The organism is Micromonospora sp. WMMD964, assembly GCF_029581455.1.
Taxonomy (GTDB): domain Bacteria; phylum Actinomycetota; class Actinomycetes; order Mycobacteriales; family Micromonosporaceae; genus Micromonospora.
The window spans coordinates 380,037-396,782 of record NZ_CP120860.1; the positions used below are offsets into that span (position 1 = coordinate 380,037).

At 64.8% G+C, this 16,746-nt stretch carries 14 protein-coding genes; 3 read left to right on the forward strand and 11 right to left on the reverse strand.

Features of this window, described 5'->3' with window-relative positions; all coding sequences use genetic code 11:
• The 3 genes from O7616_RS01795 to O7616_RS01805 all read right to left on the reverse strand — a co-directional run bounded on the left by O7616_RS01795 (position 1) and on the right by O7616_RS01805 (position 2,433).
• Positions 1-267, reverse strand: a complete 267-nt coding sequence (locus O7616_RS01795) for a hypothetical protein (RefSeq protein ID WP_282305340.1) — start codon at positions 265-267, stop codon at positions 1-3.
• A complete protein-coding gene (locus O7616_RS01800; RefSeq protein ID WP_282305341.1) occupies positions 264-1,862 on the reverse strand; it encodes an FtsK/SpoIIIE domain-containing protein in 1,599 nt (532 codons plus the stop codon). The genes O7616_RS01795 and O7616_RS01800 overlap by 4 nt, the downstream gene beginning before the upstream one ends.
• A gap of 175 nt (positions 1,863-2,037) precedes the next feature.
• Positions 2,038-2,433 carry a hypothetical protein gene (locus O7616_RS01805; RefSeq protein WP_030489556.1) on the reverse strand — a complete coding sequence of 132 codons (396 nt, stop codon included), beginning with the start codon at positions 2,431-2,433 and terminating at the stop codon, positions 2,038-2,040.
• A gap of 555 nt (positions 2,434-2,988) precedes the next feature.
• Between O7616_RS01805 and O7616_RS01810 the strand changes: the two genes are divergently transcribed.
• Both O7616_RS01810 and O7616_RS01815 read left to right on the forward strand, forming a co-directional pair.
• Complete coding sequence (locus O7616_RS01810; protein ID WP_282305342.1) at positions 2,989-5,442, forward strand: hypothetical protein; 2,454 nt, start codon at positions 2,989-2,991, stop codon at positions 5,440-5,442.
• A 588-nt stretch (positions 5,443-6,030) separates the two neighbouring features.
• Entirely contained in the window at positions 6,031-6,480 is a 450-nt protein-coding gene (locus O7616_RS01815; RefSeq protein ID WP_282305343.1) for a hypothetical protein, read from the forward strand.
• Here the strand turns inward: O7616_RS01815 and O7616_RS01820 are convergent.
• The 3 genes from O7616_RS01820 to O7616_RS01830 all read right to left on the reverse strand — a co-directional run bounded on the left by O7616_RS01820 (position 6,470) and on the right by O7616_RS01830 (position 8,450).
• A complete protein-coding gene (locus tag O7616_RS01820) occupies positions 6,470-7,246 on the reverse strand; it encodes a glycosyltransferase (RefSeq protein WP_282305344.1) in 777 nt (258 codons plus the stop codon). The two genes, O7616_RS01815 and O7616_RS01820, sit on opposite strands and share 11 nt — an antisense overlap.
• Positions 7,234-8,055 carry a GntR family transcriptional regulator gene (locus O7616_RS01825; protein WP_282305345.1) on the reverse strand — a complete coding sequence of 274 codons (822 nt, stop codon included), beginning with the start codon at positions 8,053-8,055 and terminating at the stop codon, positions 7,234-7,236. Before O7616_RS01825 ends, O7616_RS01820 begins: the two co-directional genes overlap by 13 nt.
• A 149-nt stretch (positions 8,056-8,204) precedes the next feature.
• On the reverse strand, positions 8,205-8,450 hold the full coding sequence (locus O7616_RS01830; RefSeq protein WP_203149201.1) for a precorrin-4 C11-methyltransferase: 246 nt from the start codon (positions 8,448-8,450) through the stop codon (positions 8,205-8,207).
• A 979-nt stretch (positions 8,451-9,429) separates the two neighbouring features.
• On the opposite strand from O7616_RS01830, the gene O7616_RS01835 reads away from it, so the two are divergent.
• The gene (locus O7616_RS01835) at positions 9,430-9,849 is read left to right on the forward strand and encodes a GntR family transcriptional regulator (RefSeq protein ID WP_282305346.1); all 420 of its coding nucleotides are present in this window, start codon (positions 9,430-9,432) and stop codon (positions 9,847-9,849) included.
• A 539-nt stretch (positions 9,850-10,388) separates the two neighbouring features.
• On the opposite strand, the gene O7616_RS01840 is transcribed toward O7616_RS01835, so the two are convergent.
• The 5 genes from O7616_RS01840 to O7616_RS01860 form a co-directional block, all read right to left on the reverse strand.
• Positions 10,389-10,901 (reverse strand): hypothetical protein, encoded by a 513-nt coding sequence (locus O7616_RS01840; protein WP_282305347.1) that lies wholly within the window; start codon positions 10,899-10,901, stop codon positions 10,389-10,391.
• Positions 10,891-11,874, reverse strand: coding sequence for a hypothetical protein (locus tag O7616_RS01845; RefSeq protein ID WP_282305348.1), 984 nt, complete (start codon positions 11,872-11,874; stop codon positions 10,891-10,893). Before O7616_RS01845 ends, O7616_RS01840 begins: the two co-directional genes overlap by 11 nt.
• A gap of 930 nt (positions 11,875-12,804) precedes the next feature.
• The gene (locus O7616_RS01850) at positions 12,805-14,010 is read right to left on the reverse strand and encodes a hypothetical protein (protein ID WP_282305349.1); all 1,206 of its coding nucleotides are present in this window, start codon (positions 14,008-14,010) and stop codon (positions 12,805-12,807) included.
• Positions 14,011-14,399: 389 nt separating this feature from the next.
• Positions 14,400-15,503: an ImmA/IrrE family metallo-endopeptidase gene (locus O7616_RS01855; protein WP_282305350.1), complete on the reverse strand. Its 1,104-nt coding sequence runs from the start codon at positions 15,501-15,503 to the stop codon at positions 14,400-14,402.
• 33 nt (positions 15,504-15,536) lie between these two features.
• Positions 15,537-16,196, reverse strand: a complete 660-nt coding sequence (locus tag O7616_RS01860; RefSeq protein ID WP_282305351.1) for a hypothetical protein — start codon at positions 16,194-16,196, stop codon at positions 15,537-15,539.
• Positions 16,197-16,746: the final 550 nt, after the last annotated feature.

Below are 16,746 nucleotides of genomic sequence, written 5' to 3' on the forward strand. Positions count from 1 at the left end.
TTACCTCCGGGCCGGGGCGACGCGGGTACGGATGTGGTCGGGTGGCTCGCCGAGGGAGGCCACCGCTTCGGAGAGGCAGCGCCACAGCGCCCACGCCTCGTCGGGAGTCAGGTACATGCGGCGCCGGCCGCCGCCGACGGCGAGATAGACCGGGTACGCATCGGGCCGGCCGGGGTCGACGCGGACAGACACGGCCGTGCTGGTGGCGCCGTCGGTGCCGGGTGCGCGGAGCCGGTAGAAGGTTCGGCCATCGGTCGATGCGGTCACCGCGGCTCACCCCCGTCGGTGGTGTCCCGGTCGAGGATGTTCAGCAGCGAGTCGGGCAGCAGTGGTCCGCGACGCTGCCGGGGCAGACGCGGCCGGGTCGGTTCGGTTGCGGTCTCCCGGCCGACCTGGGCGAGGATGTCCGCCGCGTCGGCCGGTGCCGGGTACTCGGCAGCCAGCTCCCGGATGTGGTCGTCGGAGATGTAGGAGAAGCGCACCCGGGCGGGCTCAGGGGTGCCGTCGAGGATCACGTAGCCGACGCCCTTGGCCCAGCGGGGCATCTGGTCGGCGAGGGCACCCCGGTTGCGGGCACCGTCGCCCAACACCAGGTCGACCTGAGCGGCCTCGGTCAGGCCGAGCGCGATCCGGGTCGGGAACAGGTCCCGGAACGGCAGCACCTCCTTACGGGGGTCCTGCAACGCCGCCACCACCAGGACACCGACGCCGGCACCCTGCGACAGCAGCAACCCGAGCGAGCCGCCGATGCGCTTGCGCAGGTCGACATCCTGGAGGTACGCCGTCAGCGCCGCCATCTCATCGATGACGACCACGACCAGGGGGTCAGCCAGGGTCGGAGTGTGGACCCGCACCGCGCCGGCAAGCCGGGTCTGCCGCTCCCGCATCACTGTCACGGCCTCGTCGAGCAGGTCGGCCATGGCCTCGAACGACTTGCAGGCGAACCGGGCGAACAACGGCCGACCCATCGCGAACTCCATCCCGCCCTTGGGATCGATCACCCACAGCCGGACCAGCCCGGAGGAGATCCCACCGGCCAGGACCCGGACCAGCGACCACAGCACCGAGCCCTTCCCGGAGCGGGTGGCGCCGCCGATGAGGACGTGTGTGGCGAGCAGGTGCAGGCACCAGTGCCGCAGGTCTTCCCGTCGCGCCAGCGGCAGGGCGGTGAAGTCCGGGACCGACGGGACGTCGAACGGGTCGACCACGGTGCGCAGCGCATCCGTGCGGACCACCACCAGGTAGACCACCGACGGCCGGTCCCGGAATCGCAGCCGGTCGACCGCGCCCAGGACCAGCGCCCAGTAGCCTGACCGGATCGGCGGATCATCGGGGCGCTCGGAGTAGACGCGGGCGTGCCGCCGGCCGAAGGCGTACGCCAGGTTCGCCGTTGCCTTCTGGAATTCCTCCGGTGTCTGGCCGCGGACCATGCGGATGGTCAGCACGTCGAGCGCCTGATCCGAGCGGACCCGCAGCAGCTCCGGCAGGACGGTGCGATGGTCGTACACCTTGGCCAGCCCGCAAAGGGTCATGGCCTCGCGCCAGGCCCGCCGGTAGACGAAGAGCTGACGGAAGCGGCCGAGGATCGGGCCGGCGCACCAGGTCCACCAGGACGACTCGTGCCGCCACCGCCACAGCGCCGACACGGCAGCGGCCAGGACCACGGGCACGATCACGCCGGACCGGCCGAACTCCCGGTAGAGGCTCACCCCGGCCACGACCAGGGCGACGGCGACCGGGTGGCGAAGACACCACCACAGGCCCCGCCACAACCACCGCAGCGCCAGGCCGAGCGCGATCAACCAGACCGGCAGCTCTAGCCGGCGCGGCCGGATCACCATCAGGTCCCCGGCGGTGGTCATCACAACCTCGCCACGCGGCCGGCGCATCACCGCGCACCCGCCACTGTGGGCCGCCGCAGGACGGCAGGCATACGCTTGGACATGTCACTACCTCTCTCGACAGAGCAGGGGAAAGAGACAGAGGGCGGGGCTGCCGTCCGCCAAGACCTGACAGCCCCGCCCCCACCAGATGCGGCTACTGCGCCGCCTTCGCGGCCACGCCCGCCGGGGCACGCATCCCGGTCGCCCGCAGCGAATACGCCATCCGACCGTTGTTGCCCACGTACGGCGTGACAGTCATGCCGTCGAACTCCACCGCCTCGAACAGGCCACCCGTCGGCGGCACCGGCTGGTAGTCCGCCGAGATCTTCACCGTCGTCTCCCGCGACCGCTTCCCCAGCTCCGGATCCAGGTCCATCACCCGGACCTGCCACACCCGCTGGCCGGTCAGCTTGTCCTTCGCCGGGCTACGCCGGCCGGTCTTCTCGTCGTAGTCCTCGACCTCGCCCAGAGACTCGGGCACCAACGCGCACCCCGCCGGGAACACGTCCTCACACCGCACCGCGAACCTCGTGCCGCCTCGCAGAGCCATCGCTCAACCTCCAACTTGTTAACTTGTCTGCCAAGTTGAGATTCCAACGTAGACGGCACTTGGCAGACAAGTCAACAAGCTTTCGGCATCGGGTCGGGGCGTCACTTGACCTTGGCTAGCCCTGTGAGCGCTTTGATCAACTTCACGCCGCCATCAGCTGACTCGGCCCGACAGAGGGCGGCGACCGCAGCGGTCATCCTGACGACCGTCGACGGCATAGCCAGGGCGGCGGCGCCCGCAATACCAATGAGCCAGTGGCCCAGTGCTGCATCCCGCCCACGATCGCTCTGACGCCAGGCAGGATCCGCCCCTGCCCGTCCGTAAGGGGGTTGGGGGACGGTCCACCGGCAACCCCACGGCGCGGCCATGCGATTGCTCACCCGCCTTGCGTATCTCCCGCCCGCCGCCGTACACACCATCGGCCCGAAGGGCGACGCCTACGACGCATGCCGGTAAGACTGTCGCTCGTCGATGGCGACCCGGGGAGCCGGGCGAGTGCTCGGTACGATGCGGCGATACGAAGCGTGGCGGACGGACTAAGACGGGGTGACCAGGGTGGCGGATCTCGGGTTGTCCGGGGACCAAACGGAGGCGCTGCTGCGTGCTGCAGCCAACGGCGATTACCACCTCCTGCTCGGTGCCGGTGCCAGCCGTGATTCGGTGGCGCGCAACGGCAGCAAGTTGCCCGGCAGCCAGGATCTGCTGAAGCAGTTGGCCGCCGAGTTCGGCGTGAAGTACGACGCGGACGACCTGCTGTGGCGGGTCTATGACCGAGTGGTCCAGAAGGCTGGCGCGAAGCCGGTCTACGATTGGCTGCGGGAGCTGTTCCATGAGGTCACCCCGCCGGACTGGATGGATCCGTTCGCCCGTTTCCCCTGGCAGTGCGTGTGGACGCTGAACGTCGACGACTCGTTCGAACGGGCGTACGGCCGGGTAATGGGCGAGGGCTCGCGGGCCATCCGGCGGGTCAACTGGGACGACCAGTTCAGCATGACCCGGGACCTGTCGGTGGTGCACCTGCACGGCAAGGTGGACGAGGAGGAAGCTCAGCGGCTGGTCTTCTCCCTGAGTGAGTACGCGGACGCTGCGGTCGCTGGCGCCGCGTGGCCGGCGAACTTCCGCGACAACTACGGCATCGCACCGTTCGTCATCGTGGGCGCCCGGATTCGTGACGAGCCGGACATCGAGGCGGTGGTGGCGCGCCGCAAGCCGGTGCATCCGGCGCCCACGTTCTATGTGAATCGCAGCATTTCGGAAGCGGCCGCTGAAGACTTCCGCAGCTGGAACGTCATCCCTCTGAAGATGACCGGCGAGGAGTTCATCGCCGCGTGGGCCGAGCTGACAGGCATGGATCTGACTACGCCGCCGGCGGCGCGGGAGGAGATCGGTCTGCGGGTCGGCCGACAGTTTGTCGAGCTGCGGACGGACCGGGTCGGGAAGGTTCCGCGGGCGCATGATTTCATCGGCGGGGATGAGCCGCTTTGGGCGGACATCGTCATGCGCCGCTTCGCCGAGTTGGACTGGATCAGGGAGGCGTCGGACACGGTCAAGCGGCTTGGTTCAGCGGGGGTGCCGAGCAGTAGCGCGGTGGTCTACACGGGGGAGCGACTGAGCGGACGCAGCACCGGCCTGCTGGCGATCGGCCGGAAGCTGCGGGAGCTCTCCTGGCGTACCTTCCTATTCACAGCAGACCAGCGTCTGGACGTCGAGGCCCTGCTGACGTACGCCGCCGACCAGCGGCCGGTGGCGTTGCTGTTCGACGGCATCACCGACTTCGCCGACGACGTCAACGACCTGATTGAACGGGCAAGGTACGCGGACCTGAAGATCGCCTGCATCGGGGTGGACCACGCTGGGCGCAGCGCCGGGCTGCTCGGCCGGATCGAGACCAACTTCCTGGTGAACCGCACCGTTCGCACGATCAACCAGCGGCTGACCAGCACCGACGCGTCCCGACTGGTCGACACGCTGAACCGGCTGACCCGGCTCGGCATCCTGGAGGACCAGAAGGACTGGGCACGCCTCCGACACTTCCGTAACAACGAGATCTTCGACGCGATGGCGCAGCTGGAGAACGCCCCCGGGTTCGGCCGGCGGGTGGAGGACGAAATCCGTGACCTCTCCGACGACGAGATGCGCTACCTGCTGTTCGCCTCGTACGCCGCCCGGGTCGGCGCCCGTCTGCACGTCATTGACGCGGCCCGGCTGCTGAACACGCAGAGCGAGGTGATTATCCGGCAAGTTTCCGGCGGCAACCGGCTGGCGTCGGTGCTGTCCACCGACGGCGACTGGCTGCGCACCCGCCAACGGTGGCTCGCCCTGCCGTATTGCGTGCAGCGCCTCGGCGAGGACCAGTCGTTGGAGATGCTCGCCCAGGGCATAACGCGGATTGCCAAGGGCCTCGGCCGGCAGAGCCAGCTCGAACGCAACGCCCGCGGCCTGCTCGTCGGCTCGTTCATGAAGTACAACAACCTGCGCAGCGTCTTCTCCAGCGCCGACCTGGAACCTTGGTACGACAAGCTGTCCGGCAGCTTCGGTTCGTGGAGCGCCCGTTTCTGGGAGCAGCGGGCGATCATGAGTCGGCACGACGGCGAGCTGCGGCCGGAGTTGTTGTCTCGGGCCGAGTCTTACGCCCGCCGCGCGGTCACCTTGGTCAGGGACTCGTACAGTCTCACCACGCTTGGCGTCGTGCTGCTGGCGAAGGCGGCGCGCAGCGACGAGACCGTGCTGGCTGCGTACTACGACGACGCGATGGACCAGTTCGAGGCGGCGCACGAACTGGAGACCGGCAACCTGGTCACGTGGATGGCCTATCTGCGGCACTCGCTGCCGGTCCTGGAGCGGTTGATGGTTATCGAGACGACGGGTGACCTGCAGGAGCGGATTGTTGACGACTGGTTGCGGATCTACGGCCAAGTCTTCGCAGTCGCCGCTTCTAGCGACGCCACTCAAGGCGAACTGCGCGTCCTGCGTCGCAAATTCGACGCCACCGAGACAGGCACGGGGTAACGACAGAACCGCCGATAATGCGGCATCTAGGCCAGTGCCTCGACGTCGGACGGGAGGAGCTGCGACGGCGGATAGCCGCTGGTGTGAGTGGCAGCGTTCGTACAGTCCACGGCTAACGCATGGCAGCTCTTCGAACTTGAGCAGGGTTCGCGGCTGGAGTCGACCTAAACGTCAAAGCTCGCAGCTCGTCGGTGATCATCTGAGTGAGGAGTGGATGGTCACAGGTGAAGAGCTGCGAGCATGCGACCCGGCTGCTGGGCCTGAACGGCTTGGTGGTCGAGCGGTCGAGTTGGACGCCGCTGGGGTTTCGGTGGTGAATTCGGCCGCATGGCGCTCGGAGGCAGACCGCTTGGTGGCGATAAACAAAGTTGCTCCGCACGGCAGGCCGCCCCTCACTGCCACCAAGCGGGGCCGCGTCACGCGAGACATCAACCAATCAGTTCAAGCCAGGCGAAGAGTACATCTCAGGCGCCACCCTGCATCGTGGCCACCCGAACGAATCTAGGCATGAGATCCGCAGGCGGCGGCATCCGGACGTCAGGAGGAGTGCAGATGTGACGTCGGACAGACCCGGGGTATGAGTCACTCATGTCGCAGCACGAGTCAAGGTCGCCGGCAGTGTTAGACGAAACGCATTCCAGGCCGCTTGGCCTGGATGACCAGACAGTCGAAGCATTGGGAGAGTTGAGCAAGGCGCTGGAGACGATCCATCGGGTGCGAGGTCACCTGTACTCGGCGCACCAGCTCGTCGGTGGGGCGGACCTCACCCTGGACCGGGTCGTGAAGCTGCTTCGCGAGGCCGGACACGGCGAGATAGCCGACCGAGTCGAACGCGAGCTGTTGGGCCGCAACGTCCTACCAGGCCGGTGGACGTTCCAGATCGTGGAGGAGTTCGACGACGGCTACTACGCCGCGTTCCAGGAGATCGAGCGCGAGGCGCGGGAGAGGCTGGCCGGCGGTCGGCGGCACATCTTCGAGGCGGAGATGAAGGAGCGGCGGCGTACCCACGGGATGCCGGGGCACGAGGCTACGCCGTAGCGCTGTCGCCGAAGCCGATCGGGATCATCGAGGTCAGGGCGGTGGCTCTGGCCTCGATGATCCTCATTCGTGCCTGATACTCGGCCGGCTCTCGGTGCGCGGCCTGGCTGGTGACCTGGCCGGGCCACTTGCGGTAGAGCAAGCCGTACTCCCGGGTGAAGTAACCTGCACTGACGGCGTTGGCGGCGAGCAGGAGGCCGGTGTCCTCGGAGGCGGGCAGCGCCATCCAGCCGCCCAGGGCGAAGACGAGATCCCGCCGCAGGCACAGCGTCGCCGGGTGCACCGATGCGCGGTAGTCGTTGGCTCGCCAGAACGACAGCACCGCACCGCGGTCGATCACCCCGCCGGCCGGGTCCTTGTCCCAACCGGCGGTCGATCCGTCGGGCAGCAGGTCGAGTACTCGTGAGGTGGTCCAGCCGATCTGCGGGTGCGCGTCGAACGCGGCGATGTCTCGGGCGAGCGCGCCGGGGGTCAATTGGTCGTCGGCGTCTAGGACCTTGATGAGTTGCCCGGAGACTCGGGAGAGCGCGAGGGTCCGGGCAACACCAGGCCCACCGGGACGGCCGGTACCGAGACTGATCCGAGGGTCACCGGGCAGCGCGTCGATCAGGACGCCGGTCTGCCCGTCCTCTTGGACGAGCCATTCCCAGTCCCAGCCGTCCGGCACCTCCTGCTTGGCCAACGACTCATAGGCGCCAGGCAGGTGCTCGATGCTGGGCGCGTGAACCGGGGTGATGACCGAGACGAGCTGCGTCAAGTTTTCCACCGCTGGAGTTTGTGGGAGTAGACAAGCTCCGTGCGATCCCCCGGCATCACCACGTCGGCGACCTCAACGACCCGGCCGGTGGTGTCGGTCGAGGTCTTTCGCACGGTGAGCACGGAGACGCCCGGGTCGATGTCCAACAACTCGGCCTCATCGGGCGACGGCGGGCGGGCGCGGATCTCGTCATCGATCCGGTCCAGCTCGATGCCGAGCGTGTAGAGCTGGTGCTGGGTGCCACCCGGCCACGGTTCCTTGCCCGCGTCGAGCAGGTCCGGGTTCGCGGCCACCAGGTCATACGGCAGGTAGGAGTACGACACGGTCAGCGGCGCGTTCTCGTGCCGCGACGACGTCCAGTAGACCCGGCGCAGCAGCGAAGTGCCCGGCTCGACCTGCAAGGCCGCCGCCATCTCCGCATCAGCCTCCACTCGGGAATACTCGGCGTGGAACTTCAGGTCGTCGACGGTCAGACCGGTGTCGTGCTCGGTGGCACCAGTCTTCAGCCGCTCGTCCTCATCGAGTAGGACGCGATCCTTCTCCCACTGGTACCGCTCGGTGTTGCGACGGCGTACCCGTTGGCGGGGTGCCCGCACGTAGGTGCCGCGCCCCTGCTCCGCGCGGACCAGGCCCCATTCGCGGAGCTGCCGGATGGCGTTGCGGACGCTTGTGCGTGACAGGCCCGAGGTGTCGGCCAGCTCGGTTTCGCTGGGCATCAGGGTGCCGGGGGCAAGTTCGCCGCTCACGATCTTCGCCCGCAACTCTTCGGCGAGTTGCAGGTAGCGAGGGCGCCAGTCCCGGCCTTGCACACCGGTCACCGTACCCCCTAGACGTTCCAACGTCTGCCAGGTGGTCCCGCCTGCGGGCCGCTCAGGAACCGGCGGTACGGCTACCGCTGCTCGCGGTGGCCGCGCAGGGCGGAGGCCAGGAGTACGAGGAACGGCTGGGCCCCGACGGGTGTTGGCGTTCACCGCGTCTCTCCGGCCCGCTCGCCGCCTTCTGCCGGTGTCAGCATCTCCAGCTGGGCGTACACCAGCTCGTCGATGAGCCGGTCCACCTGCGCGGGCGACAGAAGCACGGTCTGCGTCGCGCCGTACCGGGTCGCGTCGAGCTTCACGGCCAGGTCCCGACGGGCGAACCGGTCGACGACCAGTTGGACGGTGACCCAGCCGGTCCGCTCCCGTCCGATTGTGGAGAGAAGCCCGCGGTGCATCGGGTCGTTCGGTCCACAGCCCCGACACCACACGGGGCACACGACCGGCGCGATCGACAACGAAGACCGGCCCTCTGGAATGGCAGCTCCCTCACTCATCGCCGGTCACCTCCTGCCCGGCGACCTGGGCCAGCGATCCGCGAAGTTGCTCGACCAGTTGGGCCGCTTGCGGCAAGGACAACTCTGCCCAGGCGTTCCCAGCCCTGCACGTCACGTGCACGCCGACCATGGGACCGCCCAGAGCCTCACTACTGATGAGGTACGTGACGACGAGTCCGCCCGCCCGGCTCTCGCCGACCCGCTGCATTAGGCCACGATGACGACGGGCCATATGAGTCATAACCGGCGGCACCAGGTAGCCGCAGCGATCCGGGGCGCACCAGTCCGGGTGGCTTGTGACGGCGGCCGGATTGCTCGTACGACTCATTGCGGCCACCGCCCGCCGTTGCCTCGGAAGAGCTGGGCTCGCGTCATCAAGGGCGCGTACCGGAGCGCTGGCAGTTCGCGGGTGGCACGCGTCGACCACCGCGGCGAGGAGGTAGTAGATCCCGCGCGTGGACTCGACGGAACGTTGCTGCTGGCACTCCGGGCTGATGGGCGTCTCCGAGACCACCAGGACGAGAGCCAATGGTATCGACGATGAGAGCCGGACATCGCACCTCCACAGGTAGACAGGAACCGGTGGCCAGCCACGGGGGAAATGCGGCCGGCCACCGGCCCGGATGAAGGCACGGCACGCCGTCAGACGCCGGACGGGTCGGGTATCGCCGAGCCAACTTGTACGCGCGGCTACCGCAACCGGTCCGACAGGACGCCGCGCACCAGGTGCGACCAGGAAGGGCGGAAAGCCACCCCTGACACGAACCGTCACCCCAGCCGCACACCAGGAAACGTATCTACAACTGGACGAGTTGTCTAGGTGTCGAACCCAGTCGCTTGGTTGGCACTTGGTAAGACAAGTGCCAGGTACGGTGAGCGGGTGCCCACCCCGCACTACGGACAGCCGCGCTACCGCGCCATCGCCGAAGAGTTAAGAGAGCGCATCGAGAGCGGCGTCCTTGCGCCCGGAGCCCTTTTGCCGGCTGAGAGCGCGCTCGCCGCCGAATTCGAGGCAGCGCGCGGCACGGTTCGTCAGGCAATAGCCGCGTTACGCGAGGCAGGCTTGGTGGCTACCGAACACGGTCGCGGAACCTATGCAACCCCGCGCTGTGAGCCCGGGCTAGACAGGGGTTCCGAGACGGAAACGCAACAGCGCCAGGTCGCCGCTGACGCAGAGCTTGCAGCCCTTTTCGCTGTCGAGGTGGGCGTGGCCCTGGTGGAGCAACAGAGCCTCACTCGGACAAACGGAGTCGTCGGAACAGTCGTCAGGACCTACCGACTCCTTCAGACAGAGCAATAGACCGGTCCGCACCTTCGATACGTCCTCAAGGCGGCCCGCAACGGGCCGCACGCGCCAACACCGAGCATGGGGTGCCCGTCCACCGCGCCCGCCTGGGCGCGCAACCGGACACGGTCGCTCTGCGGCCGTTACGCTTGATGCCCGGCGGCTGGCGCGGAGAGCGCGATGCCTGGGGCCCCCACAGACGGTAGCGGCGAGGGCGATTGAAGTTTGAGGGCCGGCAGTCGGCCGGCTGCGGCGGCCGTCGCATCGCCGCGCCGTAGGGCGAGTTACCGCCGGCCGTGATGGGGAGGCGACGCGCTGGATGCAGGCCGCCCCTCCGACCTCAAGGGTGCCTCCCATCGCAGCGCGGCGACCCTACGGGCTGCCCTTGACCCCGGAGCCTCCGCGACCCCTCGAGCCGACATTGCCGGCAGGCGGGAGCCTGCCCGTGATGCTCGCGCCGCATCCACCCACCCCGGCCTCGTCGCTGGCCTGCCAGGAGCGTAGCTGCCCGTTCAGTGTCAAGACGAGATTGACAAGGCGAAGGCGCTGCCAGTTTAAAGACGAAATTGTTCGTATGCAGCTTGAGTGCGTTTAAGGGCCATCAGCATAATCAAAAGGAGATGACAGATACTGAACACGGTGACCGTGCTGATTGGCACACCCAGAGCATGATCCTTCAAAGTCGTGCTTACTCCCACGATAAGTACCGTGGTGGTAAAAAGCCCCACCAGGACGGCATAAGCGACGTTACCTTGAAGCTGATCCACTAGTTGCGCTGTCTTTCCGCTTTTAGATATTCGGGGATCATCGGTAATCCGAAGTCCGAGCGTAAAGACATGAACCAGCAGTCCAAATAGGAGCGCCGTGAAGATCGCAACACCCGCTAGTAGACCCTCTACGCCGCGGAGGCGAAATTCCATAAAGAATGCGGCAGCGGCAAGAGCCAGCGGAACTCCAAAAAGCCCGAGATAGTCGCCCAATCTTGGCCGCTGCTTCGGATCATTCTGGTCGACGAGCGTGTTCAGCTGTTTTTTGATGATTGGTGTCACCGACCACTTAGCGCTCACGGACGGCTCCCATCTTCACTATAAGCTGGGCCTTCTGCCACTCAGTGGAGTCCCAGTCCCCGGGGAGCTCAAGTCCAAGTTGCTTCGTAAGGACCGGGATAATACTATGCATCTCGCTATAGACTACAGAATCCTTTGCGCGTTCCTTGCCATCGTGATCAACCGAATACACGAGCGCCGGCAAGTCTTCCCTCCCAAGGACTACCTGACGTTCCTGGTCGCCGTCACTGAGCGTAAGTCGCGTCTCGTCGCTATCTTGCACCTCGGACAGGCCAAGAAGCCCGTGCGCCTTAAGATCGCCGCCAAGCAGCCCATTCTTTATCTTATTTCCGAGACCCTCGACACCCCATCGAGGCTTGGCCTCATAGACGATCTTGCCAATAACTTGAGGATCAATGCCATCTGCGACGTCGTGTGAGATCTTATGACGGACGACCTTCACGCTAGTAAGCTTAGCTCTTTCGCGGAAGATGCGCCATTGCTCATTGTCGATGAAGCTTTCGGAATGGAGGATGAGGTCGGAGAACTTCGCCCTGAATGCGACCTGTAGTTGCCTAAGGAAAATGCTGCCTACTCCACGGTTGCCGTAGCGCTCAGTCAAGAACACTGCGGTCTTCGACCGGGGCAAACAAAGGATCATATTTCGAATAGGAACAGTGGCGGATTCGTCGGTCCCGTATGTGTGAGTAGTCTGATGGCTGCGAGTGTCCCGGATTCCTCCTTCGAGGCCAAACTTCCCGTATTCGGCGTTGAAATGTATCCGGGCACCCAGGGGGTCGACTTCATCAATGTAAAGGTAGTCCTCGGACTTCTCTTCCCGAAGCGGCTCATCTTTGAGGTTCTGTAAAAGGCCGTGAACGAGTGACAAGAGGCTAGCCTTTGTGCCGCCGATGTCGTCGAGTGGCAGTCGTTCATTTGGGCGGTATCGCGGCGATACGTGCAGACCATAGGCGGCGAAGGCATGCCTACTCATCGGGATCCTCGTGTCAGGGAACGTTGGACGAATGTGCAGGGTATCCAACCGTACGCTGTCTGCGATATGACTTGTCACTTGTGTGACTAGGACTTGCGGACGTCGACACGGGCCACGAGGGCCGGGCGGAGGAAGTTCCCACGTCGCTTGGCGCTCTCATACACCTCAATTGCTGCGCCTCCGGTCAGACCCATATAAACCGATAAGTATCGGTCAAGCTCGTAGGCGCAGTTGGCGCATACCTACCGTAGACGGGCGAGGCCGTTCGGCAGCCCTCGCTGCGCCGTTCGCATCCCCGCTTCGGTTGCATCGGTGACGCGGCGACCTCGATCGGCGTGACAGGCTTGCGCGGGTTGCCCGAGCGCTCGCCGCTCCCGTAAGCGTTGCCGTTCTGCCGAAGGCATCTTGTCCCCTCTGATCGTCAGGTGCATCAATGTTGACAGGTGGGGGTGACACTCCTAGCACGGAGACGGCTTCCCGCAGGCGAGCGCGGCCCAGGCGGTCGAGGTCAGGCAGCCACGAGGCAGCGATTAGCTTGTGAGAAGCGCCTGATGTCCGGTTGAGGCGGCATGGCGGCAGTCTGTCAGGGGTTCTGACGATGGCTGCGTCCGACGGTATGGGGCACACACGGGGCGCAAGAACCGTCAATTGTCGTCAACCAGCCACCAACGCCGGCAGCCCGAGACGGCGTGTGAGCAGGCGTCGGGCGTTGTGCCGCTGGTGGCGGGACAGGTGCTCTTCGTTCCGCTTCAACTTTCCGCCTAGTCACACGGCGCCGGTGGGTGAACGCCTGCTGTCCTGCCGGTCCTGACTTGGGGCATGGGGCCCCACACCGTCCTTGGCCAAGTAGCAATCGGGCAGGGCGCTGGCGGTCTGGCAGGACGGACTTGCGGGGTTGCGGGGCGTGTCACGCACCGCTATTTCTGGCGGTCACATGACATTGCCTGCCCTTTCCTGGACTGCGTAGAGAAAGAAGAGTTTATTCGCTTTTGCCTGATCTAGTCGTTGCAGCCGATCAGAATTTGCTTTGAGAAACGGATATGCAGCTATTGCTGCTGCAGGCAACAAGGCGCTCAGCCCGGCGGCTAAGCCACCGACTGCGAGAGTCAGTGCGCCGGCACTTGAGGCAATCGTGCCTGGGTCTGCGGTTACTGCGTCCAAGAGCCGTCGCGGGTATCTTGCACCAGCGACTTCCCTACGTATTTCCTCCAAGGCAGGAAGAATTTCGCGGTGCCAGTGTCGGTCAAGAAGTGCTGAGGCTTCGCGACTGGAATCGGTGTTGGCAAGCTCATCGGAGAGTCGGACTATTTCGCTGCGGAAATACGGCAAGTGCGTTTTCAGATCCTCTCGCAAACCGAGGACTTCAGTGATTGGCAGGTCCTCAAGGCCAGTCAGCCTGGAAAGGACCGCATTTGCGATGAAGGGGGGACCGCTTCCCGCACCTTGGCTGTCGCCGTTAGTTGACCCGGCGAGCTGGGTGTCAAGCAGTGCCAGACGGGCCGGATCTTGGAGCCGTTGGATCATCGCACCAACGCTCTCCCCAAGAAATTCGTCTGCGGGTGTGAGGATTTGGTCGACCTCAGGGTGCTTTCCTCCCCAAGCTTGGATCGTCACCACGCCACGGTCAATCGCTTGACGAACCTCAGGAGCAATCAAGGAGTCGTGCCGCTCTTGCCACAGGCTCAGATATGCATCAGCCAAAGCTTCAACTTCACTAATGTGCTTATCCCAAAAAGGGACGACTAGGAGTCGGTATAGATCAAGGGTCTCTCGACCTGACTTGCTGGCCGCCATTGCTGCAATAATGTTCTCTGCTTCTGCGGCTTCCCCCAGATCCTTTAGGGTAAGGCCAAGCATCTGAAGGAGCCGAGGATACTTGCCGGTAGACAAATGGATGAACGCTTTGATCTGCTCATCTGGATTCTTAGCGAAGTAAGACGCCTCGATTCCCACGAAGTGGTGCAGGGTCGACCGAGAGCTTACGAGGTTGACCCGATCGGCAAACAACAGTGCGGGCTTAACTATCTGCGTGTCGTAAGCCGGAGACGCCTTGCATAAGGGGCTATCAAAATCGTAGGCCAGGTTAGCAAGCAAATTGATAGGGTCAGAGATTACCTCGACATCGAAGGTCGACATCTGAACTCCACGTTCCGAGGCGCAGACAAGGTCCCTTGTGAGGGTAGCTGGGCTTCGCCACACACCTTCCCTTCGAGGACGGCGGGCCAAGCCAGCGGGTGAGCGGTCGGTGCCGCTGATCCCTCCGAATCGCGACCTAGAGTTGAGCTTCTGCCGCGCCGAGCCAATGCCCGTCGGAGCGGTCAGCACGGGTCGACCGGAGCAGACCGCAGCGTGTTGCTGCATCGCCCGCACCTGCGCAACCGGCCAACACCACGCCTCTGGCGCAAATCAATCCGATCCCCCAGGCTGAGAGAAGATCCTTCGATGAGATCGCCGCCAGCAGAAGGACCTAACTCCGGCAAGTCGTTCAAACGGCTAGGCGGCAACAGGGAAAGGACCCGGGGTGGCTAGCGCCGACCGCCAGCGAGAAGCTTAAGACCAGGCCCTTCCGGTCGAGGACTTGCCTCACGAGTGCCGTCAAGAGCTGTCATCACGAGTCCAAACACAAGCATGCTCAGATCGTCAACGCTGGTATCCAGTTCAGCGGCGATCTGCGATGGATGGACATGCTGCTTTCGCAAACCTCGAAATACCTTGTCGAGGACCTGGGATGTTTCCCGCTGGATTCCACCCGGTTCTCCAACACGGTAACCGAGCTTGCCGAGTTCGATTAGACACCGACGGTAGTTCCATTCGCTGAACATGCCGATGTCATTGGCTCGATATGCCAAAGCTAGCGCTGCGACTCTCCAATACTGCTTCGCCCTGAGCACTTGATCAGTGGTCGGGTTGTTCGGTATTCGACTACGGACGCTAATGCGCGGCATGAGGAAGGCTGAAGCGAAGTGGTTCGCCTCACGTTCGCTATCCTTTGGCCACGTGGCGCATCCGTTGTGCCCGTGAAGGACTAAATGCCCCAGCTCGTGAGCAGCGTCGAACCTGCCGCGTTCACCGCTCTTCATTGTGTTGAGCACGACGAACGGGATGCCTTCTCGCCAGAATGAGAAGGCATCAACATCACTGTGCTCGGGGGCAAGAGAGAACACCCTGACGCCGTTGGCTTCTAACAGATGGACCATATTGGGGGCGGGGGAAAGTTCCCCAATGCCCCACTTGGCGCGGACGAACTCTGCGGCCTCTTCTGGGCGATGGCGCTCCAAAGTTGGCACATTTGCTGTAGGAAGACGAAAGCGAGCATCGATTAGATTGTTGAGCTCGAAGGCGAGTGTTGCCGTGGCTAGGGCGGCGTCGCGAGGTCCGGCGAGCAACTTCGTTCTTGCGCGGAAGCTCACTTGTCCCTCCGTGACGTGCTCTACCGGGGGACGGGAGAAGAAAGCCAGGGGAAACTCCAGCTCGGCGGCGATTCGAGCAAGAGTTTCCTCCGACGGCTTCTGGCGGCCACACTCGTAGTTGGAGACGCTTTGAGTGCTCTTATCGATGCGCCGTGCGAGTTCTGCGGCAGACATGCCGCGCCTTTTCCTAGCTAGGGACAATCGCGACGGCGTAAACATGGGGCACTCTTTCTATATGAAGCGCTGTTGGCGCTAGCGTGGCTCGACGCGCACGTCGATGTCTCCGAAGCCGTCGTTCGGGTCGTCTGCAGGGATCTCCTCGACGGGGTACGGCGGCGGGATGATGCGCGGACGCCAGTTGGTGATGAAGCCACGCGCGTTGGTCTGGAGCGGGTAGGACACCTCGTAACGCACTTCCGACTTCGCCTTGTCGAAGTACATGAGCGCGAGCCACAGGTCGTAGTCGGCCAAGGGCTCGTCCTGGCTGCTCGTCTCCATTGCAATGTCGAACAACGGAGTGACCCCTGCGGGCTGGTTGCGGGTGACCATCTGGCGGGTCAGCTCACCCTTGGGGTAGCGGGTCTTCGGCTGGTGGCCTCCGACACGGCTGCCCGTCATGGAGTTCCCGCTAGTGACACCGATCTTGATCTTCAGTTCGTCATTGATCCAGAGGGGCAACACGCCGTTGAGGTCGATCCGGCGGTAACCGTGCGGGCGCAGCTGGACCGTCATACCCGCGACCATGCCGTTGTAGGCGTAGTAGCCGAAGGCCGTCTTGGCTGACTGCGGCGTGCACAGCCGGCGCTCGGTGTTGCTGGCGCCGACTGCTTCGAGGAGAGCGTCGTACGGGATGCTGAGCCGCCGAAGCTCCTCCTCGTACCCGCCCCCACCGAGGGGAAGGATTGTTGCCACCGAACCTCCTCAGGTTCCTTATAAATTCGGAACCTCATCCGAGGTGCCGAAACTATAAGGGAGAGTAGCGGAGAGGGCTGACGGCGGGGGGGCGTCGAACTCGCGACACGCCGAGCGGGCGCTGCGCTTGAGTTGGACGCTCGGGTGGCACACCGTTAGAACGTACGTACTGCCGACACTTGCGGTCAAGATCGCAGGCCGTCCAGGTACCCAGGATCATGCCGCTTCCCCGATGGCAAAGGGAGGCCGAGTGACGAGCACTGACCGCCAGCTGACACTCCGTACGGATGGACACCGGCGGCGGCTCCCAACCCGAGGCCGCGAACGCGGATGGACGAGGCCAGACGACCTGCGCAGGGCTTGTAAGCGAGATCTCTCGCTGCCACCTGCCGTCCGCACGTGGACACGCACATGGGCCCCTGTGCTGCCGACTTCTTCTGTTCTGGATCAAGGCGCCGCGCTCCGCGCGACGCGGGCGGTGAGCCGGCCGGCGGCAAGCCGCCCCGGCCGCCTCCGGCGCCGGGGCGGAGAGCCACCGACTGTCGCCGGA

Excerpts from the sequence above, each read along its gene's own strand:
- O7616_RS01845 (WP_282305348.1), bottom strand. The coding sequence starts at position 11,874 with ATGAGTAGGCATGCCTTCGCCGCCTATGGTCTGCACGTATCGCCGCGA.
- O7616_RS01850 (WP_282305349.1), bottom strand. The coding sequence starts at position 14,010 with ATGTCGACCTTCGATGTCGAGGTAATCTCTGACCCTATCAATTTGCTT.
- O7616_RS01855 (WP_282305350.1), bottom strand. The coding sequence starts at position 15,503 with ATGTTTACGCCGTCGCGATTGTCCCTAGCTAGGAAAAGGCGCGGCATG.
- O7616_RS01805 (WP_030489556.1), bottom strand. The coding sequence starts at position 2,433 with ATGGCTCTGCGAGGCGGCACGAGGTTCGCGGTGCGGTGTGAGGACGTG.
- O7616_RS01800 (WP_282305341.1), bottom strand. The coding sequence starts at position 1,862 with ATGACCACCGCCGGGGACCTGATGGTGATCCGGCCGCGCCGGCTAGAG.
- O7616_RS01815 (WP_282305343.1), top strand. The coding sequence starts at position 6,031 with ATGTCGCAGCACGAGTCAAGGTCGCCGGCAGTGTTAGACGAAACGCAT.
- O7616_RS01830 (WP_203149201.1), bottom strand. The coding sequence starts at position 8,450 with ATGCACCGCGGGCTTCTCTCCACAATCGGACGGGAGCGGACCGGCTGG.